Source organism: Xenorhabdus santafensis, assembly GCF_033949405.1.
Lineage (GTDB): Bacteria > Pseudomonadota > Gammaproteobacteria > Enterobacterales > Enterobacteriaceae > Xenorhabdus > Xenorhabdus santafensis.
The window spans coordinates 1-25,798 of the sequence record NZ_VCDN01000052.1; the positions used below are offsets into that span (position 1 = coordinate 1).

The 25,798-nt window shown below is 42.7% G+C and carries 22 protein-coding genes and 1 pseudogene; 8 read left to right on the top strand and 15 right to left on the bottom strand.

The window, feature by feature from the left end; genetic code table 11:
* The 4 genes and pseudogenes from FE392_RS13695 to FE392_RS13710 form a co-directional block, all read right to left on the bottom strand.
* Positions 1-360, bottom strand: a 360-nt coding sequence (locus tag FE392_RS13695; protein ID WP_319930777.1) for a DUF1240 domain-containing protein, incomplete at its 3' end; no start/stop codon positions are given.
* On the bottom strand, positions 357-1,001 hold the full coding sequence (locus tag FE392_RS13700) for a hypothetical protein (RefSeq protein ID WP_319930778.1): 645 nt from the start codon (positions 999-1,001) through the stop codon (positions 357-359). The genes FE392_RS13700 and FE392_RS13695, both read right to left, overlap by 4 nt.
* On the bottom strand, positions 976-1,365 hold the full coding sequence (locus tag FE392_RS13705; RefSeq protein ID WP_319930779.1) for a hypothetical protein: 390 nt from the start codon (positions 1,363-1,365) through the stop codon (positions 976-978). Before FE392_RS13705 ends, FE392_RS13700 begins: the two co-directional genes overlap by 26 nt.
* Positions 1,366-1,901: 536 nt before the next feature.
* A pseudogene (locus tag FE392_RS13710) lies at positions 1,902-2,113 on the bottom strand (hypothetical protein); the annotation flags it as partial.
* Positions 2,114-2,395: 282 nt separating this feature from the next.
* Between FE392_RS13710 and FE392_RS13715 the strand changes: the two are divergent.
* Positions 2,396-3,379, top strand: coding sequence for a quinone oxidoreductase (locus FE392_RS13715; RefSeq protein WP_319930780.1), 984 nt, complete (start codon positions 2,396-2,398; stop codon positions 3,377-3,379).
* Between the two features lie 25 nt (positions 3,380-3,404).
* Here FE392_RS13715 and dusA read toward each other — a convergent pair whose 3' ends face one another.
* Positions 3,405-4,433: a tRNA dihydrouridine(20/20a) synthase DusA gene (dusA, locus tag FE392_RS13720; RefSeq protein WP_319930781.1), complete on the bottom strand. Its 1,029-nt coding sequence runs from the start codon at positions 4,431-4,433 to the stop codon at positions 3,405-3,407.
* Between the two features lie 511 nt (positions 4,434-4,944).
* Between dusA and zur the strand changes: the two genes are divergently transcribed.
* Positions 4,945-5,457 (top strand): zinc uptake transcriptional repressor Zur, encoded by a 513-nt coding sequence (zur, locus tag FE392_RS13725; protein ID WP_319930782.1) that lies wholly within the window; start codon positions 4,945-4,947, stop codon positions 5,455-5,457.
* Between the two features lie 271 nt (positions 5,458-5,728).
* On the opposite strand, the gene lexA is transcribed toward zur, so the two are convergent.
* Together lexA and FE392_RS13735 are read right to left on the bottom strand one after the other, a co-directional pair.
* Positions 5,729-6,343: a transcriptional repressor LexA gene (lexA, locus tag FE392_RS13730; protein ID WP_319930783.1), complete on the bottom strand. Its 615-nt coding sequence runs from the start codon at positions 6,341-6,343 to the stop codon at positions 5,729-5,731.
* A gap of 118 nt (positions 6,344-6,461) precedes the next feature.
* Positions 6,462-6,833: a diacylglycerol kinase gene (locus tag FE392_RS13735; RefSeq protein WP_319930784.1), complete on the bottom strand. Its 372-nt coding sequence runs from the start codon at positions 6,831-6,833 to the stop codon at positions 6,462-6,464.
* 138 nt (positions 6,834-6,971) lie between these two features.
* Between FE392_RS13735 and plsB the strand changes: the two genes are divergently transcribed.
* A complete protein-coding gene (plsB, locus tag FE392_RS13740) occupies positions 6,972-9,440 on the top strand; it encodes a glycerol-3-phosphate 1-O-acyltransferase PlsB (protein ID WP_319930785.1) in 2,469 nt (822 codons plus the stop codon).
* A 183-nt stretch (positions 9,441-9,623) separates the two neighbouring features.
* On the opposite strand, the gene ubiA is transcribed toward plsB, so the two are convergent.
* From ubiA to pgi, 3 genes are all read right to left on the bottom strand, one after another.
* Positions 9,624-10,478 carry a 4-hydroxybenzoate octaprenyltransferase gene (gene ubiA / locus FE392_RS13745; RefSeq protein ID WP_319930786.1) on the bottom strand — a complete coding sequence of 285 codons (855 nt, stop codon included), beginning with the start codon at positions 10,476-10,478 and terminating at the stop codon, positions 9,624-9,626.
* 13 nt (positions 10,479-10,491) lie between these two features.
* A complete protein-coding gene (gene ubiC, locus FE392_RS13750) occupies positions 10,492-11,019 on the bottom strand; it encodes a chorismate lyase (RefSeq protein ID WP_319930787.1) in 528 nt (175 codons plus the stop codon).
* A 211-nt stretch (positions 11,020-11,230) separates the two neighbouring features.
* Complete coding sequence (gene pgi / locus FE392_RS13755) at positions 11,231-12,877, bottom strand: glucose-6-phosphate isomerase (protein ID WP_319930788.1); 1,647 nt, start codon at positions 12,875-12,877, stop codon at positions 11,231-11,233.
* A gap of 313 nt (positions 12,878-13,190) precedes the next feature.
* Here pgi and lysC point away from each other — a divergent pair, with 313 nt between their 5' ends.
* From lysC to FE392_RS13775, 4 genes are all read left to right on the top strand, one after another.
* Complete coding sequence (gene lysC / locus FE392_RS13760) at positions 13,191-14,564, top strand: lysine-sensitive aspartokinase 3 (protein ID WP_319930789.1); 1,374 nt, start codon at positions 13,191-13,193, stop codon at positions 14,562-14,564.
* A 265-nt stretch (positions 14,565-14,829) separates the two neighbouring features.
* Positions 14,830-15,660, top strand: coding sequence for a glyoxylate bypass operon transcriptional repressor IclR (gene iclR, locus FE392_RS13765; RefSeq protein ID WP_319930790.1), 831 nt, complete (start codon positions 14,830-14,832; stop codon positions 15,658-15,660).
* 195 nt (positions 15,661-15,855) lie between these two features.
* Positions 15,856-17,694: a phosphogluconate dehydratase gene (gene edd / locus FE392_RS13770; RefSeq protein ID WP_319930791.1), complete on the top strand. Its 1,839-nt coding sequence runs from the start codon at positions 15,856-15,858 to the stop codon at positions 17,692-17,694.
* Between the two features lie 53 nt (positions 17,695-17,747).
* Positions 17,748-18,389, top strand: a complete 642-nt coding sequence (locus FE392_RS13775; protein ID WP_319930792.1) for a bifunctional 4-hydroxy-2-oxoglutarate aldolase/2-dehydro-3-deoxy-phosphogluconate aldolase — start codon at positions 17,748-17,750, stop codon at positions 18,387-18,389.
* A 151-nt stretch (positions 18,390-18,540) separates the two neighbouring features.
* On the opposite strand, the gene FE392_RS13780 is transcribed toward FE392_RS13775, so the two are convergent.
* Positions 18,541-19,101 (bottom strand): hypothetical protein, encoded by a 561-nt coding sequence (locus tag FE392_RS13780; RefSeq protein WP_319930793.1) that lies wholly within the window; start codon positions 19,099-19,101, stop codon positions 18,541-18,543.
* A 239-nt stretch (positions 19,102-19,340) separates the two neighbouring features.
* Positions 19,341-21,137 carry a bifunctional isocitrate dehydrogenase kinase/phosphatase gene (gene aceK, locus FE392_RS13785; RefSeq protein WP_319930794.1) on the bottom strand — a complete coding sequence of 599 codons (1,797 nt, stop codon included), beginning with the start codon at positions 21,135-21,137 and terminating at the stop codon, positions 19,341-19,343.
* Between the two features lies 1 nt (position 21,138).
* Between aceK and FE392_RS13790 the strand changes: the two genes are divergently transcribed.
* Positions 21,139-21,288: a hypothetical protein gene (locus FE392_RS13790; protein WP_319930795.1), complete on the top strand. Its 150-nt coding sequence runs from the start codon at positions 21,139-21,141 to the stop codon at positions 21,286-21,288.
* Between the two features lie 14 nt (positions 21,289-21,302).
* Here FE392_RS13790 and aceA read toward each other — a convergent pair whose 3' ends face one another.
* From aceA to metA, 3 genes are all read right to left on the bottom strand, one after another.
* A complete protein-coding gene (gene aceA, locus FE392_RS13795; protein ID WP_319930796.1) occupies positions 21,303-22,610 on the bottom strand; it encodes an isocitrate lyase in 1,308 nt (435 codons plus the stop codon).
* Between the two features lie 57 nt (positions 22,611-22,667).
* A complete protein-coding gene (gene aceB, locus FE392_RS13800; protein ID WP_439153488.1) occupies positions 22,668-24,263 on the bottom strand; it encodes a malate synthase A in 1,596 nt (531 codons plus the stop codon).
* A gap of 305 nt (positions 24,264-24,568) precedes the next feature.
* The gene (metA, locus tag FE392_RS13805) at positions 24,569-25,498 is read right to left on the bottom strand and encodes a homoserine O-acetyltransferase MetA (protein ID WP_319930797.1); all 930 of its coding nucleotides are present in this window, start codon (positions 25,496-25,498) and stop codon (positions 24,569-24,571) included.
* Positions 25,499-25,798 lie beyond the last annotated feature (300 nt).

Genomic DNA, 25,798 nt, shown 5'->3' on the forward strand with positions numbered 1-25,798 from the left:
CGGTGACATCCATGAAATTTTCTCACAAACCAAATAGCCATCATTTTTCAATTGATAACCCACAAAAAAAGATATCGGAAAACCGATGATTAATGAAATAAACATTAACTTGCTCAAATATTTCACGATAAATTTATTATATTTTGGCAGTCTATTAAATATGAAGAAAAAAGCAGAGCCTGCCATAGAATAAAATATTAATGGAAATGATAAAAAATACATCACCACCGCACCAGAAAATACTATCAAATCTTTCATAAGCACTAAAGAAATAATGTATTCGCTAACAGGAATCATAATACTTGTAACTACAGCAAGCATTAGCAAAGAACCTAATAATTTAATGTATTTATTCTTCATCTAATATTACCTAACCCGTTAAATATTTGTTGCAAGTTAGCCTCTGGTGTTCTTTTCTTTCTTTCAATCTCATTTTTAATATATTTTATAACTTTTTCACTTATTTGATATTGTTTATCAAGATAATCCAATCCCACAGCTACACCTATCCCAACAAGGAATACAATACCTGCCACAGCAATAATACTTCCCCCTATAACCGCAGTAGATGCTAATAATGAGCCTACAATCCAAGAAGCTGAGGCAGTAATAGCAGTTTTAGCCATATCTATTGTTATGTTTCCAATAAAATCAGCTAATGTATATTCATCTTTAAATATACCTTCAATAATTCGATACCCAATAGAAAAAATAATACAAAACCTAACCCCACCAATGATACTTGAATTAAGGCCTTTCTGCCCTATTCCCATCATTAACATTTGAGGATGATTGGCACTATATCGCGTTCCTCGGATAATACGCCTAAGACCTGCATGCCCTGATATGTGAATATACTTTTTTCCATTTTCTCCTACATGCTCTGTAGCTTTAATACCCAGACTCTTAAATTCTCGAATAACATCATATAATCCACGTGAATCATAAATATTCCCCGCATAGGTGGAAACAGGATCAGTGGCAGAAAATACAGATGACATAGTTTTTTTTCTTATTATCTACTTCTGTGCCTCTTGCAAATGCATCTCCGTAACTTGAATTTTCTGCATCAATGCCTCTTGCAAATGCGTCTCCATAACTTGGATTTTCTGCTTCAGCGCCTCTTGCAAACACGTCTCCATAACTTGGATTTTGTGGATGATAAGAACTGATATCCTCAATAATGCTTTTGGCTTCTGGTAATGAAAGAACGATGTAATATTGGGTATTATCACTCAATACTTTTTCTAGCCCAATAGCATCAAAAAATTCATGCTGGGGTTTTAGCTGATTAATTCCTACATTACCCCTTAAAACATCGCCCATATAGCCATCCCAAGTGGGATTATATTTCTTACGTGTCATTCTTAAATTCTCCGTAACATTCAATATCAATTACCAATTGATTGACTTGTTCCAAGATTTTCGACAAGGCGCTAATTAAGCAGGATATAACAATAATACTTATCCATTCCAGCATGGAAAAAATACACCTGTAAATTTGTGATGCATATCTACTCTTAAGTAAAATCAGATAATTACTTATTTTTAATTTCAGTCATACCATAATAAAAAATTATGCATTAAATTTATTTTCCCAGACTCGCCAAGCATTTATTTTCCTGTCAAAGAATACTCCTGAAATTTTTTTCGCCTCCTCAACTCTACACCCTATACGCAATTCTCTGAGAGCCTTGCTACATCTGAGCTTGTGGCAATTAATACAATATTCATCCACTGTGTACCCTATACACCTCTTATTTTTTAATTGATGTAGAGAGTGCATAGTGGATGTATAGATAAAAAATAACCACACACTCTCTATTTCCCTTTAAATACAGACAGATATTTAAAATGGTGCATAGGATATATACCTAAATCCAAAAGTTCTATGTAGCAGTTTTTTTAGCCTTATTCTGGTCAGCAAATTCTGTTAATAAATGACGGATAATCACCTGCAATTTCCGACTGATTTTCTCCGGTAATTGTGGATCTTTCTCGGACTCCTTGACCAGAATATTAAACGGAAATATCACCCGTCGCCGTGCAATCTGCTATTGCGTTCTGTAAAGCTCATAGGTTCGTTATTGGTGGCTAATACCACCAGCTTTAGATGCTTTGGCACTCAATCCAGCGCCATGATCATCCAAAGTATTTATATACAGTGTGATGTAAGGATAAGAAAACGACAATAAATACTATAGCAATTCATAATCAAATAATTTATTAATTACTTGATATTTATATATAAATAATCATCATGGACAAACTTGGAAACACAAAGCTAACATAGATAGTCTGTAATGATTTCGGATCTATTAACGCCGTTTGCATCAGTTTCATTTCAAACGTGCGAAGCTCTTCCCAATATTTTTAACATAATGAGAGAGTTATCATGGCGAAACATATTGAATTTTCCGCTGCTGGCGGCCCTGAAGCCCTTCGATATTGCGAATTTACCCCTGCAGATCCCGCCCCCGATGAAGTACAAGTCGAAAACAAAGCCATCGGTATAAACTATATCGATACCTACTTCCGCAGCGGATTATATCCTTTAGCTCGCTTTCCATCCGGGCTTGGAATGGAGGCTGCGGGTATCGTCACCAAAATTGGCTCAAGTGTCACTTCTATCAAAATAGGCGATCGCGTTGCTTATGCCCAATCTGCGCCCGGGGCTTACAGTGAAGTGCATAATGTACAGGAACATAAGATAGCCCTTCTGCCTGATGCGATTTCATTTGAACAGGCTGCCGCCTCTTTATTAAAAGGGCTAACTGTCTACTATCTTTTTTTCCTGACGCATAAAGTGCAAAAAGATGAAGTTTTCTTGTTCCATGCGGCTGCAGGTGGCGTTGGCCTAATCGCCTGCCAATGGGCAAAAGCGCTGGGAGCAAAGTTGATTGGGACTGTCGGCTCTGATGAAAAAGCGGAACTCGCCAAAGCAGCCGGTGCATGGCAATGCATCAATTACAACCGTGAAAATATCGTGGAGCGTGTTCTGGATATCACTGACAGGAAAAAAGTCGGGGTTGTTTATGATTCGATCGGTAAAGCAACATGGCTTGATTCACTGGATTGCCTGAAACGCCACGGTTTAATGGTCAGTTTTGGAAACGCATCCGGGCCAGTGACGGGTGTCGATTTAGGGATCCTCAATCAAAAAGGTTCTTTATTTGTCACCCGGCCTGCTATTAATGGCTATATCACCACCCGCGAAGAATTAAACGAAGCCAGCAAGGCCCTGTTTGATTTGATTGCTGCTGGCAAAATCAAGGTTGATGTGCCAGAAAGCCAAAAATTTCCACTGAGCGAAGCCGCTTCGGCGCACAGGGCTTTGGAAAGCCGCTTGACTCACGGTTCCAGTTTATTGATCCCCTAGCACGCGGCCTTCATATCGGAGCGGATTACATCCGCTCTGTTACCATTTCCAGTGCTTTTTCAACAACCATAATGTCAGCCCCTTGTTTATGGGCATTTTCACTCAGGTGTCGGCGCCATTGACGCGCACCGGGAATACCTTGAAAAATGCCCAAAATATGACGGGTAATATGGCCTAAATAAGTACCTTGGGATAATTCCTGTTCGATATAAGGATAAAGCGCTTTGATAGCCTCAACGGTATTTGTTACTGATGCCGTTTGAGAAAACAGTTCGCGATCCACTTGCGCCAAAATTGAAGGGTTTTGATAAGCTTCCCGCCCAATCATGACACCATCTACATGCTGTAAATGTTGCTTAGCTTCTTCCAGCGATTTAATACCGCCATTAATGGAAAGCGTCAGTTGTGGAAAATCTTTTTTCAATTGATAAACACGTGGGTAATCCAACGGTGGAATTTCACGATTTTCTTTTGGGCTTAGTCCTGACAACCAAGCTTTGCGCGCATGGATAACAAAGTTATCGCAGTGGCTGTTTTTCACGACAGTATCAATAAAATCACACAAAAACTCATAACTATCCTGCTCGTCAATCCCGATGCGAGTTTTAACAGTAATCGGAATATCCACCACATCCTGCATCGCCTTGACACAATCGGCCACCAGCGCAGCTTCTCCCATCAAACAAGCACCAAAACGCCCATTTTGCACCCGATCAGATGGGCAACCGACGTTCAAATTGATTTCATCGTAACCCCGATCCTGTGCGATTTTGGCGCATTGCGCCAATGCCTGAGGATCACTTCCTCCCAGTTGCAATGCCAAAGGATGTTCTTGCTCGTTATAAGCCAGATAATCCCCTTTGCCGTGGATAATCGCGCCGGTTGTGACCATTTCCGTGTAAAGCAATGCTTCCTTGCTCAATAAGCGATGGAAGTAGCGACAATGACGGTCAGTCCAATCGAGCATCGGTGCAACGGAGAAGCGGGAAGGTTTGAATGTATGTGCGTTTCCGTTGATTGCATTGGTATTTTGGGGTTCTTTATGTTCGTGCATTAGGATCTGTTTTTGTTTTACCAGTACTTTTACCAGTACACCAGGATAGAAGGTGTTTCAGGATACTAGGGATTGTGTGAAGCTGCGCAGTATAGCATAGCTGAATGTTCAGTCACAAAATCAATGCCTATCGAACGATGGGCTATATGTCGTTTTCTATTTTCGATATTGAATTTCACATTAAAAATCAATATTGAAAATATTTTTAATATAACAAAGACCTCAACTTATAAATATTCAAATAATAACATTATTTCTATCATGAAAATGGTTATGGTAAAAAACCAGCTTCTTCATTATGTATATTACTTTCGTGTTGTGGTTGAAAATGTTAAATCAACAAATCTATTTGCGAGCCAAATAAAAATCGCTATACAATCAATTTATTACCGATAAAACATAAAGCCCCGGATAAATATAAGGCCACATAACTTTGTGCGGGATACCACTCTCAGAGCAAAAAACGTGTTAACATTAAAGCCATTAACATCGTATAGGTGTGAGAGGTGTAATGGATACGATCAATCAAAAAAATTTATTGGCGCAAGCTAAAAATATCTGTTTATCACGAGGGGTTCGTTTAACACCTCAACGCATTGAAATTCTTCGTTTAATTACAGAACAACCCAACGCGATAAGTGCTTATGACCTGCTGGATTTATTGCGTGAAGTCGAACCACAGGCCAAACCACCAACAGTTTACCGTGGATTAGAGTTTCTGCTGGAACAAGGGTTTATCCACAAAATAGAATCGACAAACAGCTATGTCATTTGCCACCATTTTGAAGAGCCCAGTCATACTTCGGCGATGTTTATCTGTGAAGATTGTGGCTCAGTGACCGAAAAGGATGCGAAAGATATTGAATCCGCGATTCAACAGCTGGCGCAGGGCACCGGGTTTCATTTACGCAATAGTGTAATCGAAGTCCACGGATTATGTTCTTCCTGCCATGAGATAGATTCCTGCACTGACCACAGTACATGTCAGCACAATCACCCCATTGAAGCGAACAGAAAGAAATAAATCAAGGAAGATAAGGGCTGATGGAGCAGTGAGACGGTCATAACTGATATGTTTATGTATTCTCAAGTGCCCGTTGAACTTAATTTAACGGGTATATACTTCATCTTTCAAACAATCTCTTTGTTGGCTACGTTCGCTCACCCCGGTCACATAGTTAGCTATGCTCCCGGGGATGTTCTCATTTGCCGCCGCGATACAATTTGAAATCCATTGCGTATACTGAGAAGATGACCGCCCCAAAATGGCAAAATACAATTATCCGTTTTTACAATCAGAACCAGTCCCCGTTACGAATAACGCCTACTGCCAGCCCTTCAATAGTGAAGCTTTGTTCACTCAAATCAACAACAATTGGCTTGAATTCTGGATTTTCAGCAATCAACTCAATTTTATTGCCAGTTTGTTTGAAACGTTTAACTGTCACTTCATCTTCAATGCGAGCCACAATGACTTGCCCGTTATGAACATCCTGTGTTTTATGCACAGCAAGTAAATCGCCATCCATAATCCCGATGTCTTTCATGGACATTCCACTGACACGCAATAGAAAATCTGCGCTTGGCTTAAATAACTCAGGATCAACTTTATAGTGACTTTCGATATGTTCCTGAGCCAGTAGTGGTTCACCAGCAGCAACACGGCCAATTAATGGCAACGCGTCTTCATCTACCTCTTCAAGAAGCAAACGGATACCTCTGGATGCTCCAGAAATAATTTCTATCACCCCTTTGCGTGCCAAAGCTTTTAAATGCTCTTCTGCCGCATTGGGTGAACGAAATCCAAGACGTGCTGCAATTTCAGCACGTGTCGGTGGCATACCCGTTTGCGAAATATGGTCGCGCACCAAGTCATAAACTTGCTGCTGCCTCGCAGTTAATGCTTTCATTTCGCCCCCTGTTTGTTTATACAGTCTGGCTGTGAGTATATACAGGTAAATTCGAATTGGGAACCTGTCGGCACGTAAAAGCAGCTAAATAACGTATTTTGGTGAAAAACACGCCATATCAACGCATGAAATGCGACCAAAGGATTATTCCCCAGATAAATAACGCCAAAAGTATCGTGAACAGCACAGCGGCTGATCCCATATCTTTTGCGCGCCCTGATAATTCATGATATTCACTGCCGATGCGATCCACTATCGCTTCTATGGCGCTGTTGAGGATTTCTACGATAACGACCAGAATCACCGAGCTGATAAGCAAAATTCGCTCAATCACGCCAAAATCCAAGGAAAAAGCAATAATAATGCCAGTGATGGCAGCAACGGATTCCTGACGAAATGCAGCTTCATTTTGCCATGCAGCCTTGATGCCTTTCGCCGAATATCCTGCTGCTTTAATGATCCGGGTCAGTCCTGTTGATTGATTTGCCATGTATATTTTCTTTCTTTTGACGCATGAATTGTATGGTTATATAACTTTTAGCTTTTATTATTGTCTTATTTCCACAGATCTCAAAACCTGTTTCTGGTATCCTTGCGACGCATTGCTAACAAGAGGCTTAAAGCGGTTATGTCAGGTTGGCGTAAAATATACTATAAGTTATTGAATCTACCACTAAAATTCTTAGTGAGAAGTAAATTAATTCCCACAGATCCCATTGCTGAGCTGCGTCTTGATACGACACGGCCTATTTTGTATGTACTACCGTACCACTCAAAAACAGACTTATTGACCTTGCGTCAACAATGTCTGGCGCAAGGTCTGCCGGACCCTTTGGATCCTTTGGAGATTGGTGATACTCAACTTCCCAGCTGTGTTTTTATTAATGACGGCCCACGTGTGTTCCGTTGTTATGCACCAAAACATGAATCGGTGAAAATATTTCATTCTTATTTGGACTTGCATCGCAATAATCCTGATCTGAATATCCAGATGGTGCCGGCTTCCGTCATGTTTGGTCGTTCTCCGGGGCGTGAAGGACAAGAAGGAAATTCTCCACCACAATTACGTCTGCTAAATGGTGTGCAGAAGTTTTTTGCGATCCTGTGGCTTGGGCGAGATAGTTTTGTGCGCTTCTCAACTCCGGTATCGCTGCGCAATATGGCTGATGAGTATGGCACGGATAATATTATCGCCAATAAACTTGCCCGTGTTGCCCGGATACACTATTCCCGCCAGCGTCTGGCGGCTGTCGGCCCTCGTTTGCCTGCCAGACAAGATTTGTTCAACAAATTACTGGCGTCAAAGGCAATAGAAAAAGCCATTGCTGATGAAGCTCGCAGCAAAAAGATCTCTTCTGAAAAGGCAACGCAAAACGCTGTCAGTATGCTGGAAGAGATTGCGGCTGATTTCTCCTATGAAACTGTTCGCTTGACCGACCGTGTATTGAGTTGGACTTGGAACCGTCTGTATCAGGGCATCAATGTTCATAATGGGGAGCGGGTACGGCAATTGGCCCAGGATGGTCATGAGTTAGTTTATGTTCCATGCCATCGCAGCCATATGGATTATCTTCTGCTCTCGTATGTGCTTTATCACCAAGGCTTGGTTCCCCCCCATATCGCTGCAGGCATTAACCTGAATTTCTGGCCTGCCGGCCCGATATTCCGCCGCCTTGGGGCATTCTTTATCCGCCGTACATTTAAAGGCAATAAACTTTATTCGACGATTTTCCGCGAATATCTCGGCGAATTGTTTGCCCGTGGCTATTCTGTTGAATACTTTGTCGAGGGTGGACGTTCGCGTACAGGCCGTTTGCTGGATCCGAAAACCGGCACGCTTTCCATGACATTGCAAGCAATGCTGCGTGGCGAATCTCGTCCAATCACAATCGTGCCAATTTATATTGGTTATGAGCATGTGATGGAGGTTGCGACCTATGCCAAAGAGCTTCGTGGGGCAACCAAAGAAAAAGAAGGCTTTTTCCAGATGGTGCGAGGCCTGCGCAAATTACGCAATCTGGGCCAAGGCTATGTCAACTTCGGCGAACCCATTCCATTGGTGCAATACCTTAACCATCATGTTCCAGAATGGCGTGATTCTATCGATCCGATAGAAGCTCAGCGGCCAACATGGTTGACGCCAACTGTCAGCAAATTGGCAGACAATATTATGGTTAATATCAATAATGCCGCAGCTGCCAATGCCATCAATCTATGCACCACAGCATTACTGTCGTCACGTCAGCGAGCACTTACACGCGAACAACTTATTGAGCAGTTGGATTGTTACCTACTATTGCTGCGCAATGTTCCTTACACCGCAGATGTCACTGTACCGAATAAGACAGCGGAAGAGTTGCTGGAACATGCATTGTTGATGGGTAAATTTGAAGTCGAAAAAGACAGTCTGGGGGATATTATTATCCTGCCACGCGAAATCGCAGTACTGATGACTTATTATCGCAATAATATTCAGCACTTGTTGATTCTGCCGTCTCTGATTTCCAGTATTGTGATGCATCACCGCCGTATCAGTCGCAGCGAATTGCTCAGACAGGTAGAGCTTATCTACCCACTGCTCAAGCAAGAACTGTTTATGCGTTATAGCAAGGAAACACTTCCGGATGTCGTCAATACACTGATTGATGAGCTGGCGAGCCAATGCCTTATCTGTAATAAAGAACAGGATATGCTGGTTCTGAATCCTGCGCGCATCCGCTCACTGCAATTGCTGGCAGCCGGGATCAGAGAAACGCTGCAACGCTATGCCATTACGCTCTCGCTCTTGAATGCCACCCCAGACATTAGTCGTGGCGCGCTGGAAAAAGAGAGCCGAATGCTGGCCCAACGTTTATCGGTGTTGCATGGCATCAATGCGCCAGAGTTCTTTGATAAGGCTGTTTTCGCTTGTTCCGTCAATACATTACGTGATGAAGGCTATATTAAAGACAGTGGCGATATGATCACAACCAGTGCTCAAGAGCTATATCAAGTATTGAGTGAATTGATGTCCCCTGAAATTCGCCTGACAATTGAAAGTGTCAGTATGCCTCCGGAACAGAGTGATTCTGAACCGGCAGCAGAAGAGCAGCAATAATGGTGTGATATTTCACCCATATACCCGATGGATTTCAATGTTGCATCGCGGCGGCAAGGGAATTCATCCCCAGGAGCATAGATAACTATGTGACTGGGGTGGATGAGTGCGGCCAACAAAGAGGCAACTTGAAAGACGAAGGGTATATAAATTAACGGGCGGGATACCGCCCGTTAATTTATGTCAGACATAGCTGAAAAAGATGCCGAGGAATAAGATAATACCAACGTAGTTATTATTCATGAATGCCTGAAAACAGGAGTCTCTTTCCCGGCCTGCAATTAATTTTTGCTGATAAATAAACAACGCACCTGCCAATAAGATAGCCCAGTAGTATATTCCCCCCAAATTCACCATGTCGGTAATTAATACCAGAATTCCCAACATAACGAATTGCAGAATACCAATGATCAATTTATCAAAGCGGCCAAAAAGAACGGCTGTAGATTTCACGCCGATTTTCAGGTCATCGTCGCGATCAACCATTGCGTACTGTGTATCGTAAATGACTGACCAAATGATGTTGGCGACAAACAATAACCAGCACTCTAAAGGTAAGGACTCACTCACTGCGGCAAATGCCATAGGTATCGACCAGCCATAGGCTGCACCCAATACGACTTGAGGCAAGTGACTAACGCGTTTGACGAAAGGATAAATCCACGCCAGCGCCAAAGCTACGACCGATAAAGCAATCGTCATTTTGTTCAGCGTCAAAACCAACGCAAACGAAATGAGTACCAATGTAGCAAACAGTATTTTGCTTTCTTTTTCCGTGACGGCACCACTGGGAAGTGGCCGGGATTTTGTCCGCTCTACATGCCCGTCAAATTTTCTGTCTGCGAAATCATTAATGCAGCATCCCGCCGCCCGCATCGAAAACACCCCGATAGTGAATACTAACAAGATGTGCAAATTCGGTATCCCTTTCGCCGCAATCCACAATGCCCAATATGTTGGCCATATAAGTAACAATACGCCGATGGGCCTATCAATACGCATTAAACGGCAATAAGCGCGCCATTTATTTTGCGTCATACTGACCTCCAATCTATTTCTCCCCTTTTGTTTTGTGAATTTTATATACAGGTGACTCTGGCAGAAAAACCTCTGTGAGAAGCAGTGGCTTACCTGATAACCTCAATAAAGAACGACGTGCCCAGTTATGTTCCTGCTGGCCTATTTGAATATAATCCCGTGTTAGATTATTACCACTAAAAAGATAGCGCCCAAGCGGAACAGTTCCAACATCAACGAGCTTTTTATCCGGGCCGCTCAGTGTTTCTACTGGGATCACCGTCCGGCCCAATAGCCACGGAATGTTATCGCCGTATAAGATAACCTCTCGCAGCCAATATTTCTCACTTAAGGGTAAGTGTTCACTTTCATTTTTTAAATCTTCAGGGGCAATAAAACATTCACGAAAAGGAACAACAGATACTTTCTGGCAATGTTGTTCAAAGCGACGAGTCATTGAGCCAACTTCCATCAGCCAATCTAAAATAGATTCAGAAATATCGATATCGTTAGTCAGAAACCAATGGATAGGTGCCGAAGTTAATATTGTGTCATCTGCCATCTAATTTTCCCATTACGGGGCGCACTCGTTCCCCGATAGCACAACTTATGGTGAGCGAGGATATCATGTTGAAGACTAATAAAATAAAAAGTTGATAACAAATTATGAAAATCACAAAAAACCTCACCCCAATAATATCTGTCTTCAATAACTTTGTCCTTGAAGAAGCTGTCTTGGCGGTGAGGTTCGTCAAATAAGAAACAGCGTCAGTTTAACGCCATTCTTTGAAACGATTGATCAACCCATTCGTTGAACTGTCATGGCTATTAACAACTTCGATACCCTGTAATTCAGGCAAAATACGGTTAGCTAATTGCTTGCCCAGCTCAACTCCCCATTGATCAAATGAGAAAATATTCAGGATAGCGCCTTGCACAAAGATTTTGTGTTCATACATGGCGATTAATGCACCCAAGCTGAAGGGTGTAATTTCGCGCAATAATATGGAGTTGGTCGGGCGGTTGCCCTCAAATACTTTGAATGGCACAACATTTTCGACATCCTGCGCATTTTTTCCGGCCGCTGCAAACTCGGCTTCCACTTGAGCCTGAGTTTTGCCGAATGCCAACGCTTCAGTTTGCGCAAAGAAATTGGATAGCAGCTTACTGTGATGATCGCTGATCGGATTATGACTCATTGCAGGAGCAATAAAATCACACGGGATCAGCTTGGTTCCCTGATGGATAAGCTGGTAGAACGCATGCTGGCCATTGGTTCCCGGCTCACCCCAGATAATCGGCCCAGTTTGGTAATTCACCGCATTGCCATTGCGATCAATATATTTGCCATTTGATTCCATGTTGCCTTGCTGGAAGTAGGCGGCAAAACGATGCATGTATTGATCATAAGGCAGAATCGCTTCAGTTTCTGCGCCAAAGAAATTATTGTACCAAATGCCAATCAGGGCCAACAAAACAGGAATGTTTTGTTCAAAGGCCGTCTGTTCAAAGTGCTTGTCCATCGCATGGGCACCGCTCAACAGTTGCTCAAAATTGTCATAGCCAATAGAAAGTGCAATGGATAACCCAATGGCAGACCAGAGCGAATAGCGCCCCCCAACCCAATCCCAAAACTCAAACATGTTTTGTGGATCGATGCCAAATTTGCTGACTTCCTGTTCATTCGTAGAGAGTGCAGCAAAATGTTTCGCTACGTGGGCTTCATCTATGGCGCTTTGCAGGAACCAATGACGCGCAGTGTGTGCGTTGGTCATGGTTTCCTGTGTCGTGAACGTTTTGGAAGCGATCAGGAACAGGGTGGTTTCTGGGTTTAATTTTTTTAGTGTTTCAGCAATGTGAGTGCCGTCGACATTCGAAACAAAATGCATATTCAGGTGATTTTTATACGCTTTCAGGGCTTCAGTCACCATATACGGGCCAAGATCAGAACCGCCAATGCCAATATTGACTACATCGGTAATTGCTTTGCCTGTGTAACCTTTCCACTCTCCGCCGATAATACGTTCACTGAATGATTTCATTTTTTTCAGCACCGCATTGACTTGCGGCATCACATCTTCCCCATCCACAAGAATCGGGGTATTGCTGCGATTACGCAAAGCAATGTGCAACACAGAGCGATTTTCAGTGCGGTTTATTTTTTCCCCAGAGAACATACTGCGGATTGCGCCGGCCAGATCGGTTTCTTGTGCCAATGCCTGTAGTTTTTTCAATGTTTCGGCAGTGATGCGGTTTTTGGAATAGTCCACCAAGATCTGCTGATCGAATGTCGCAGAAAATGCCGTAAACCGCTCTTTATCCTGTTCAAACAATTCTCGCAAATGCACACTTTTCATCTGTTCAAAGTGTTGTTGCAATACTTTCCAGGCTTCAGTCTGACTAGGGTTGATGTTTTTCATGGATGATTCTCTCAATCAACGGTCGATAAATAATTCAATAGGAATACAACAGATTGTAACGGGTTGATGTTGTGATTAATCTCCCTTTCCTTGTTATTACTGATATTGGTCAAAATAGCCTGTGATTTCCAGCGCTAATTGTTGAGATAGGTAAATTGTTGAAATAGGCAAATTCTTAAGATAGGCAAAAACGATAATTTTATTTCCATCATGAAAATTATTTATGCTTCATTACCAATCATTGACTCAATGTGCTCAACCCGATATTTCTAAAAGCCAACTCTCCTAAAATCCGAACAAAAGGTTATCTTCCATGTGTGCGGTTTCATCTCCTAATTCGCAGTATGTTGTAGCAAAATTTGGTGGTACCAGTGTGGCTGACTTTGATGCCATGAATCACTGTGCCGATATTATTTTGGCTAACGCAAGTGTACGCGTGGTCGTTTTGTCAGCTTCTGCTGGCGTGACCAACTTGCTGGTTGCATTGGCGGCAGGCTGCGATAGTGATAAACGGGAGAGCTATCTTGAACAGATCCGTGATATTCAGTATGCCATTATTGAGCGATTGCATGATGCAAATGTAATCCGTGAAGAAGTCGATCGCCTGCTGGAAAATATAGAAATGCTGTCGGAAGCAGCATCACTCGCCACTTCAGAAGCATTGACCGATGAACTGGTCAGCCACGGTGAGATTATGTCCACCTTATTGTTTGTGGAATTGCTGCGTCAACGCAATACGGATGCAGAGTGGCTTGATATTCGCCGTATCATGAGAACCAATGATAATTTCGGGCGGGCTGAACCCGACGTTCTCCAGCTCCAGACCTTAGCAACGGAACATCTCCAGCCACGCCTGAATAATGCGATCGTCGTCACCCAAGGTTTTATCGGCAGAGAAGAAAAAGGCCGCACAACCACCTTGGGGCGCGGTGGCAGCGATTATACCGCAGCCTTGCTGGGAGAAGCTCTTGAATTAAAACGCGTTGATATCTGGACGGATGTTCCGGGTATTTACACCACCGATCCCCGTGTTGCACCCGCGGCTAAACGCATCGATAAAATCGCCTTTGATGAAGCAGCAGAAATGGCAACGTTTGGCGCCAAAATTCTCCATCCTGCCACCCTTTTGCCCGCAATTCGCTCGGGCATTCCGGTGTTTGTCGGCTCCAGCAAAGATCCACAGGCTGGCGGCACCATCGTTTGCGATAAAACGGAAAATCCACCTCTGTTCAGGGCACTGGCATTGCGCCGCAAACAAACTCTGCTGACACTGCATAGCTTGAAAATGCTGCACGCAAGAGGCTTTTTGGCTGAGGTCTTTACCCTTCTCTCCCGGCACAATATTTCGGTGGATCTCATTACTACGTCAGAGGTCAGTATCGCCCTGACGCTGGATACTACTGGCTCCACCAGCACTAATGGCAGCTTATTGACCAATGCCTTGCTGACAGAACTCTCCACGTTATGCCGTGTGGAAGTCGAAGAGGATTTGGCATTAGTGGCAATTATCGGCAATGAACTTTCAAAAGCGAATGGTTTAGGGAAAGGGATTTTTGGATCGCTGGAGTCATTTAATATCCGCATGATAAGCTGCGGCGCAAGCAGCCACAATATCTGTCTGCTTGTTCCCGGCAAAGATGCGGAACAGGTAATCCAGACATTGCATCTGAATTTGTTTGAAGCCTAACGGCAGTTAGTTTCTATTATTTTGGCCTGCCATAATTGTTCTATCGTGTTGACAGAGGCACAGCCTCCGTCAACATGGATCGGCATCATTTTTTATCATCCATCCCTTATTCTCCCTGATTCCCTATGAATGATATTTTCTCACTGCCAACACATCGGATGTGTTTTCCCCTTAGTTATCGTCCATAATAAGAAAACGAAAATAAGTTCCATTTTTCATTGCAGCATTCATTATTGCAAACAGACGATGATTCAGAGGAAATTTTATGAACACAGCCGTTGCCAGCAAGCGCACAAAAAAAACTAAAATGACAACAACCAGTGCCGCTGCAAGCGGTCAGGTGCAATCTTTAAGTCGGGGGCTGACACTTTTGGAATACATTTCTGATTCTCCTGTTGGCGTCGCATTAACTGATCTGGCAATCCAAGCTGGCCTGCCCAATTCCACCACTCATCGCCTTTTAACGACTTTGCAGCAACATGGTTTTGTTCGCCAAATCGGTGACTTAGGATTGTGGGTGATCGCGTCCCATGCTTTTGTGGTCGGCAGTAGCTTTTTGCAAAGCCGTAATTTGATGGTGCTGGTTCACCCGATATTGCGTCAATTAATGGAAGACTCCGGTGAAACTGTCAATCTTGCCATTCTTAATCTTGATGAATATGAAGCTGTTATTGTTGATCAAGTACAGTGCAATGCCCTCATGAGAATGTCTGCTCCCATTGGTGGCAAGCTACCAATGCATGCTTCCGGTGCCGGCAAAGCGCTATTGTCTACACTGTCTGAGCAAAAACGCCTCCAATTACTGCATAAAAAAGGCATGCACGCTTACACTCAACATACCAGTACCACTGCCGCAGCGTTAACAGAAAAGCTGGATCAAATCCGCAAGCAAGGTTTTTCATTTGATGATGAAGAACATGCATTAGGATTACGTTGCATCGCTGCCTGTATTTATGATGAGCATCATGAAGCCTTTGCCGCTATTTCCATCTCAGGGCCCGTATCACGTATCTCCGATGATCGTGTGACCGAACTCGGTGCGCTGGTTATGCGAGCTGCAAAGCAAGTGAGTCGAGAATATGGCGGCATCAAGTAACTTTGAGGCTAATTTAGCTTAAAAAGTCGTTTTGTTGACAAGCTGTTACGTTTCAGCTCAAAAAATTGATGTAGATCACAGTTAACTCGTGTAATCAACGAAAGTTGATTGCATCCTTCAATTATTGCATGAAGAATGTTACCGGTAACAACAAGGCAATCGTCACAATCCATTGTGATACCGGGAGCAATTATCATGACAAACAACCAGAACAACACGGCTATCAATGCAACAGTCGCGCGCATTACACAACGTATTGTTGAACGTTCAAAAGAAACTCGCAGCCAATACTTAGCTCGTATTGAAGCAGCCCGTTCAAAAACCGTCCATCGCGCACAACTGGCATGTGGTAATCTGGCCCATGGTTTTGCTGCCTGTCAGAATGATGAAAAAATCAACTTGAAGAATATGGTGCACAATGACATCGCCATACTCACTTCTTACAACGATATGCTTTCTGCCCATAAACCTTACGAAGACTATCCGCAGCAATTAAAAGAGTCTTTGCGTGCTGTTGGTGCTGTCGGACAGGTCGCCGGTGGGGTTCCAGCAATGTGCGATGGCGTGACACAAGGTCAGGATGGAATGGAGCTGTCTCTGCTCAGCCGTGATGTGATTGCCATGTCGGCTGCTGTTGGACTTTCTCATAATATGTTCGACGGTGCCCTGTATTTAGGTATTTGCGACAAAATTGTACCGGGGCTGGTTATGGCCGCCCTGTCATTCGGCCATTTACCCGCGATTTTTATTCCCGCTGGGCCAATGACCAGTGGCTTGCCAAACAAAGAAAAAGTCCGCGTTCGTCAGCTTTATGCCGAAGGCAAAGTTGACCGCCAAGCACTGCTTGAAGCTGAAGCGGCTTCCTATCACAGTGTCGGAACCTGTACTTTTTACGGCACCGCCAATTCCAACCAAATGGTCATGGAAATCATGGGGCTACATTTACCGGGTGCCTCTTTTGTCCATCCAGACACGCCATTGCGCGAAGCGTTGAATGATGCCGCCGCGCGTCAAATTACACGCTTGACTGAAACTTCAGGGAATTATCTGCCTTTGGGCTGGCTGGTTGACGAAAAAGTCATCGTCAATGGCATTATTGCTTTACTGGCAACCGGGGGATCAACAAACTTAACCATGCATCTTGTCGCTATGGCAAGAGCCGCTGGGATCATCATTAATTGGGATGATTTTTCTGAATTATCGGAAGTTATTCCGTTAATTTGCCGAATTTATCCAAATGGGCCAGCGGATATCAACCAATTTCAAGCCGCAGGCGGAGTCGCATTGGTCATCCGAGAATTGCTGAAAAAGGGTCTGCTGCATCGCGACGTCAACACCATCGCTGGATTTGGTCTGGAACGCTATACCCAAGAACCGTGGTTAAATGAAGGAAAATTAGCATGGCGTGAAGGCCCGCTTTCTTCATTGGAAAATAATGTTATTGCCAGCATTGAGCAACCATTCAAACAACATGGCGGCACAAAAGTTATGACAGGCAATCTTGGACGTGCGGTAATGAAAACGTCTGCGGTTCCTACGGATAATCAAGTTATCGAAGCCCCTGCCGTAGTCTTTAATAGCCAGCACGATATCGCCCCTGCTTTTGCAGCGGGTAAATTGGATCGAGACTGCGTCGTCGTTGTCCGTTATCAAGGCCCACAGGCCAATGGTATGCCAGAGTTACATAAGTTGATGCCGCCATTGGGTGTTCTGATGGATAGGGGTTTTAAAGTGGCCTTAGTTACTGATGGACGATTGTCCGGTGCTTCCGGTAAAGTTCCTTCAGCCATTCACGTTACACCAGAAGCCAAAACCGGTGGATTGTTGGCAAAAATACAGGATGGAGATGTGATCCGCGTTGATGGCCGTACTGGAGAACTTACGCTTCTGGTTGATGAGCAAGAGCTGGCACAAAGAACCCCATACCAACCCGATTTAAATGAAGGACATATCGGCTGTGGCCGTGAACTGTTTGGTGCTTTGCGAACCCAGCTTTCAGGTGCAGAACAAGGGGCATGCTGTATTGCATTTTAATAAACGAGGGATTTTAAATCCTTTGTGTTCTGAATTAACGAGAGAAACTGCAGATGAATAATTGGAAAACAACCGCAGAAAATATCCTGACTGACGGCCCTGTCGTCCCTGTCATTGTTATTAATAAAATTGAACACGCAGTTCCTTTGGCAAAAGCGCTTATTGCCGGTGGGATCCGTATTCTGGAAGTCACATTGAGGACTGAATGTGCTCTGGAGGCTATCCGTCTTATCGCACAAGAAGTTCCTGAAGCCATTATCGGTGCAGGTACAGTGATTAACCCAGAACAATTAGCGGCAGTCACTGAAGCTGGTGCCCAATTTGCCATTAGCCCCGGATTAACTGACGAGTTGCTGCAAACTGCAACTGCGGGCTCAATCCCTCTTATTCCAGGCATTTCCACTGTTTCTGAATTGATGTTGGGAATGAGCCACGGCCTGAAATGCTTCAAGTTCTTCCCAGCGGAAGCAAATGGGGGAATTAAGGCCCTGAAAGCGATCGCAGGCCCATTCCCACAAGTACGTTTTTGCCCAACGGGGGGAATTTCTCCGGCAAATTATCGTGATTACTTAGCCTTAGATAGTGTTCTGTGCATCGGTGGTTCATGGTTAGTACCAGAAGATGCCTTGAAAAAAGGCGACTACGATCAAATTACTGAGCTGGCACGTTCTGCAATTGCTGGCGCAAAAGCATAGTTTTTATTTAAAGATTTTGATGCGGAAAATTATTATTTAATAACTTCCGCATTAAAATGCACAAATCAATTAAATTTGAAAATCATTATTTTAATTGAGAAGTCATTCACAATTAGCCTAATAATAAAAATAAAACAATATTTATTTTTTGTTAGCGGATTGCTTTTGATAATACCCATGTGCCACTGCCATTATCTCGATTTGATAACGGAGAAGTATAAACTTTATATATTGTTTCGGGATATTCTGATTCACCATAAGTATCCAGAAAACCACCATGAACGTGATTAAAACTATTCAACAAGCGAATATTGTCTCCTTCACGCACTTGCCCATCAAAATGACTGGTTGTATCTGAAAATATATACCATATCGCTGTATCAAGAGAATTCACTGGTCTGTCTGCGGTATAAACATTATAAAGTTCTGGTGAAGGTGCATTTCCACTTACTCGCAGATACCCACCATCATTGTGATAAAGGTTTAACAGGAATATAGTATCGCCACTGTATACTTTTGAGCCTAAAGTTTTACCCTCTGCTGATAAAATCTGCCATGAACCGGAACCAGAATCGCGATTTGAAGAAACAGAAGTGGAAACATTATATTTTTCACTGAGTGAAGCTGAATGTTCATAGGTATCAAGATAACTTCCACTGGCATATCTATTTTTGATATGCAAAATATCACCGTATAAAATGACATTCGTCATTATTCCCCCTACATGCCATTAAAAAACAAATGAGATATGCTAATTATGGTGAGCATTATGATTATTAAATTACGGAACTATATTTATTAAAATCAATTTCAATTCTTCCAATAAGATAATATCATCGAAAGCCAATAAATGAACAGCCTGTTATTTTAATGAGCATGCAGTTTCTATTTTACACATCAATAATCACTGTTTTTCTACATCCTAAGCAATATAGGTTATAGGTAATATCATCATTTATTTTCTATTGTATTCTTTTCTATTACTCTCTCTTCTTTGCGTTGATTGAATCGTTGCCAGCGCCGATAAGCAAAGACATCTTCCACATACCCATTTTTAATGCGTTCTTGCAATGCCCGCCAGTACTCAGCTTTGAATAAATCACTGTGGCTCTCTTCAAAGTAACTTCTCATCCGCTTGTCAGTACATAAAAAATAGCGAAACTCTTCTGGAAAAACATCGTTGGCAGCCACACTGTACCAAGGTTCATTGGCCAGTTCATCTTCAGGATAGCGGGCGGGAGGAATATCGCGGAAATTCACCTCGGTCATATAGCAAATTTCATCATAATCGTAAAAAATCACCCGACCGTGACGTGTTACACCAAAATTCTTAAATAGCATATCGCCGGGAAAAATATTGGCAGCCGCCAGTTGTTTTATCGCATTTCCATATTCTTCTATCACATCCTTCAGTTGGGTTTCATCAACTTGCTCCATGTAAATATTCAGCGGGATCATTTTACGCTCCATGTAAAGGTGCTTTATCAAGATCTTATCCCCCAGATCTTCCAATTTTTCTGGTATTTCTTTTTGCAATTCCTCCATTAATTCAAGGCTGATACGGCACTTATCAATCACAAAATTTTCAAATTCCTGGGTATCCGCCATTCTTCCTACGCGATCATGCTCTTTTACTAAACGATAACATTCCTGAACTCGTTCCTGAGAAACATCTTTTTGAGGGGCAAATTTGTCTTTAATCACTTTAAAAACACGATCGAATGAAGGAGAAGTAAAAACCAACATAACCATTCCTTTCACGCCCGGAGCTATCGTAAATTGCTCTTGGGAAGCGTTAATAAAGGTAAGGTATTCACGGTAATATTCTGTTTTTCCGTGCTTTTGGCAACCAATTGCCATGTATAGTTCAGCCGTGGATTTCGTCGGCAAAATCTCACGCAACCACTCCACCAAAGCCGCAGGCAACGGTGCATAAACCATAAAATAGGAACGTGCGAAACCAAAAACAATGCTGGCGTCATCATGATTGGTCAAGCAGGTATCAATAAACATTTTGCCTGATTCATCGTGATGGATGGGCAATAAAAATGGATATACTACCGCTCCCATCCTGATTTTTCCCACCAGCCAAGCCGCCTTGTTACGGTAAAACAGCTCATTGGCTATTTGAAAAGTAGCCTGCAATAAATCATTTTGAGGGAAAGTGTTCTGCAAATACTGCGTAATGTAACCAATATCCCGTTCCAAATTCTCCCATTTTAGCCGCAATGGCACGTCATTTAAGATTGTTTTCAGCATAGATGCCAGATTGCCAGTAGGAAAAAAATCCCGTGACAATGGACGAGAAATATCACGAAAACGAAAAGAGGGCTGGGAAGAGAAAATAAATAGGTTTTCTGGCTTTAAATTACGGTGCTGAAACAAACGACAATAAACAGAATTAAAAAAACTTTCTGCAATCTCAAAACGGGGATAGTCAGGCAATAAACGGGTATACACTGCCTTCACTTCGGCAATGTACGTTTCATCATATTGCAATGAGCCATGGATACATTTCAGTTGTTCTACTACCAACCCAACATGATGATCATACAGGTTGATTCTTTTTTTCATCGCGCTCTGTACTGCGTGCCATTCCGCTTGCTCAAAACGTTTTTGTGCACCAGACGTCACTTCCAAAAATCGACCATATTGCGCATCAAAACCCTGCAAAATAGTCTGTGCAATTAAATGAGCAAGATCTGTCGCCACATGAGCCCCCTTGGCAGACACATCAAGGGGGTTCATTGTGAAACTCCCCTATCGTATCAATGGGTATATACCCGTCGTCTTTCAAGTTGCGGCTTTGTTGGCTGCGCTCACTTACCCCAATCACATAATTAACTATGCTCTTGGGAATGTGTTCCCTTGCCGCCGCGCCCCAACTCAAAATCCATAGGGTATAGTGAATTTTTAGAATTGCTGTTCTTCTGTTGAGCCCGTCAATGCAGTGACAGAAGACGCTTCTCCCTGAATAATCGTGGTGACTTTATCAAAATACCCCGTCCCCACTTCCTGCTGGTGTGAAGAGAAAGTATAACCACGCTCAAGGGCGGCAAATTCTTGCGTCTGGACTTTTTCGACATAATGCTTCATGCCTTCACCGCGTGCATAATCGTAAGCCAAATCAAACATGTTGAACCACATGCTATGTATGCCTGCAAGCGTGATGAACTGGAATTTATAGCCCATGGCAGATAATTGTTCTTGGAAGCTGGCGATGGTTTTATCATCCAGATTCTTTTTCCAGTTAAACGATGGAGAACAGTTATATGCCAGCAGTTTGCCCGGATATTCCGCATGAATGGCTTCGGCGAAACGACGCGCGGCTTCAATATCTGGCGTTGAGGTTTCACACCAGACAACATCCGCATAAGGTGCGTATGCTAAGCCACGGCTAATGGCCTGATCTATACCTGCACGCGTACGATAGAATCCTTCATTTGTCCGCTCGCCTGTTATGAATTCACTGTCATAAGGATCGCAATCAGATGTCAGTAAGTCTGCTGCATCTGCATCCGTGCGCGCGATTAACAAAGTTGGTACGCCGGATACATCGGCGGCCAATCGCGCTGCCACCAGTTTTTGAACGGCTTCTTGAGTCGGAACCAAAACTTTGCCGCCCATATGCCCGCATTTTTTCACTGCGGCCAACTGATCTTCGAAATGAACCGCAGCGGCACCCGCTTCTATCATCGCTTTCATCAGTTCAAACGCATTTAATACGCCACCGAAACCGGCTTCTGCATCTGCTACTATCGGCAGAAAATAATCAATATATTCTTGACTGCCAGGCTCGATATCATTCGACCACTGGATTTGATCTGCTCGGCGAAAGCTATTGTTAATGCGTTTAATTACGTTGGGAACGGAGTCAACAGGGTACAGTGATTGATCTGGATACATGCTGGAGGCTGTATTGGCATCAGCAGCGACCTGCCAACCTGAAAGATAAATTGCTTCTATACCTGCTTTTGCTTGCTGAAGAGCCTGTCCTCCCGTCAGCGCGCCCAGTGCATTGACATAACCTTTCTTTGATTTGCCATGCAGCAATTCCCACAACTTTTTCGCTCCCATCTGCGCAAAAGTATATTCAGGATTAATAGAGCCACGCAGCTTAATGACATCCTCAGCACTATATGGACGAGTGACGCCTTCCCAACGTGGTTGATTCCATTCTTGTTCTAACTGAGCGATTTGTTGTTTCCGGGACATGGTCATGATGTTCTACTCCCTATTCATAGTTATTGAATATTTATCGTCGTTATTGTTCTTAAATTAATCGAGTAATTGATAGCCTGGCAAGGTCAAGAAATCAATCAGTTCATCCTGCGTGGTAATTCTTTCCATCAAGGCAGAGGCTTCCATAAATCTTCCTTGACTAAAATGTTGTTCACCAACTTCCTGCTTAATAATTGCCAACTCTTCTTTCAGCATTTCTCTGAACAGGGCCGTAGTCACTTTTTTGCCATTGGATAATGATTTTTCATGGCGGATCCATTGCCAAATAGAAGTACGGGAGATTTCTGCTGTTGCTGCATCCTCCATCAATCCATAAATTGGCACGCATCCATTGCCAGAAATCCATGCTTCTATGTACTGAACAGCAACTCGAATATTTGCGCGCATTCCCTCTTCGGTTCTTTCTCCCGGACAAGGTGCGAGTAGTTGCTCAGCCGTGATCGTTTCATCTTCTTCACGTAACACTGACAATTGGTTTGGAGATCCACCCAGCTTAGAGTCGAAGACCATCATGGCGATATCGGCAAGCCCCGGATGTGCTACCCAAGTACCATCATGACCGTTATTAGCCTCCAGTTCTTTATCAGCCCTGACTTTATTCAATACCAGTTGGTTCTGCTCAGGATCTTTGCTGGGAATAAATGCAGACATTCCTCCCATCGCGAATGCACCGCGTTTATGGCAGGTTTTAATCAGCAAGCGAGAATATGCACTCAAGAAAGGTTGTGTCATCGTAACGGATTGACGATCCGGTAAAACACGATCTGAATGATTTTTCAGTGTCTTGATATAGCTGAAAATGTAGTCCCAGCGCCCACAGTTAAGACCCACGATGTGATGACGTAAATGGTAGAGAATTTCATCCATCTGAAACACAGCAGGTAATGTTTCAATCAAAACTGTCGCTTTAATTGTTCCCTTCGGCAAATTGAAACGGGATTCTGTAAAGCTGAAAACATCACTCCACCACTGCGCTTCATGGTAGCTTTGTATTTTGGGTAAATAAAAATACGGCCCGCTGCCTTTTTCCAGCAATTTTTGGTGATTTAAAAAGAAGTAGAGAGCAAAATCGAATAACCCACCAGAAATCGGTTCATTCTTATAAAGAACGTGCTTTTCTGACAGGTGCAATCCCCGCACACGTGCAACCAACACGGCTGGTTCTGATTTTAATTCATAACGTTTGCCCTGTTCGTTGGTGTATGAAATCGTACCATTGACAGCATCCCGCAAGTTTATTTGCCCATCAATCACTTTATCCCATGCCGGTGCCAGTGAGTCCTCAAAATCCGCCATAAATACTTTTACGTTTGCATTCAAAGCATTAATAACCATTTTTCGCTCAACAGGCCCTGTGATTTCGACCCGGCGATCTTTTAGGTCATCGGGAATTCCCTGAATTTTCCAGTCACCCTCTCTGATGGAAATCGTTTCCGAAATAAAATAAGGTAATGCTCCATCATCTATTTTTTTCTGCCAATTTATACGCTCTTCCAATAATTTTTTACGTCTATCAGAAAATTCAACAACCAAACTCTCTAAAAAATCAATAGATTCAGGTGATAACACCTGATTCTCCGCCTCATGAAAAGGCTTCATGAAGGTTAACTGAGTTGCTAAAACTTGTTGCATGATTCCCCTCTTCTGATCTTTCAAGTACTCACTGAGCTAAGATTAATCAATCCATAAAATAAATCAAAAACCATTTCCATTATTTTTTAAAACCATAAATAATTAAATAAAATCAAATGATTAAGTTTATTTTTAAAGATCACAAAACAGGGAAACGAGTTCCAAAAATAAAGCACTAAATATGTTAAGCTTTTGTTATATATAAAGAATCAGTAACAGGTAGGATTAAACAGCGGAAAAAAGAAAATTAGAGAAATGAGAAATGGCTCGCTTCAGCAAATTCTCATTTTTTGCAAGAATAGAGTTCAATCTAAGGTAGGATTCATAAACGTGAGATCATATGGCGTGATTTGGTAGACATAATAATTCAACCAATTTGAGAATAGTAAATGACCATGACTACGCCAAGCTGCAACTGGTTTTTTTTCAGGATCATTATTGGGAAAATAATTAATGGGCAAGTCGGGAGATAAGCCAGCGGTTTGGTCACGCCAATATTCTGCCGCCAGAGTATCGACATCATATTCCGGATGACCAGTTACGAATACCAGCCTCTTATCTTTGCTGGCGAGTAAATAAGCGCCAGCTTCTTCTGAAGTGGCTAAAATATCTAAATCTGTATACTCACGGATCACTGATTCGGGAAAGTCGGCAAAGCGAGAATGAGGAGCAAAAAAGGTTTCATCAAACCCTCTCGTCAATAGTGCCAAAGAGTCTAAAGTTGAGTGGGGATAGACGCCCGATAGTTTGGTCTTGCGAGTGTATTTTGGCAGGTTGTAAAGGATATTTAATGCAGCCTGAACAGCCCAACAAACAAAAAGCGTTGAGGTAACATGATTTTTAGCCCAATTAATTATTTTTTCAATCTCATTCCAATAAGTCACATCCTCAAACTCAACTAACCCCAAAGGCGCCCCTGTTACGATCAGCCCGTCAAAATTTTGATCTTTTATTGAGTCAAAATCACAATAAAAAGTATCTAAATGTTCGGCAGGGGTATTTTTACATTGCCGACTATCAATGCGTAATAACTGGATATCAATCTGTAATGGGGAGTTTGATAATAACCGAATGAATTGATTTTCAGTTTCTATCTTTTTTGGCATCAGGTTAAGTAGCAATACCTTCATTGGACGAATATCTTGAATATTCGCCCGTGTTGACGTCATGACAAAGATGTTTTCATTACGGAGTATGTTTACCGCAGGTAATTCATCTGGTACACGAATTGGCATTGTAAGAAACCTCGACTGTTTTAACTTTCATCATTTGGACTTCTAGATAGCCAAATTTAACCAAAAGATAGGGAGATGTCGAGTTATTGTACACAAGTTGAAATTATTTCAATTTGTTCTATGAAATAAAAAAGGGTAATAAATACGGTCAGAGGAATGTAGAGATAGGCATGTGGCATAGATACGATTTTGGCAGGCGTTAAGCTAAATTTACTTGCGCTAAAACGCAAAAAAGCCACCCGTTACCGGATGGCTTTCTCGTCTAATTGATGTCTGGCAGTGTCCTACTCTCACATGGGG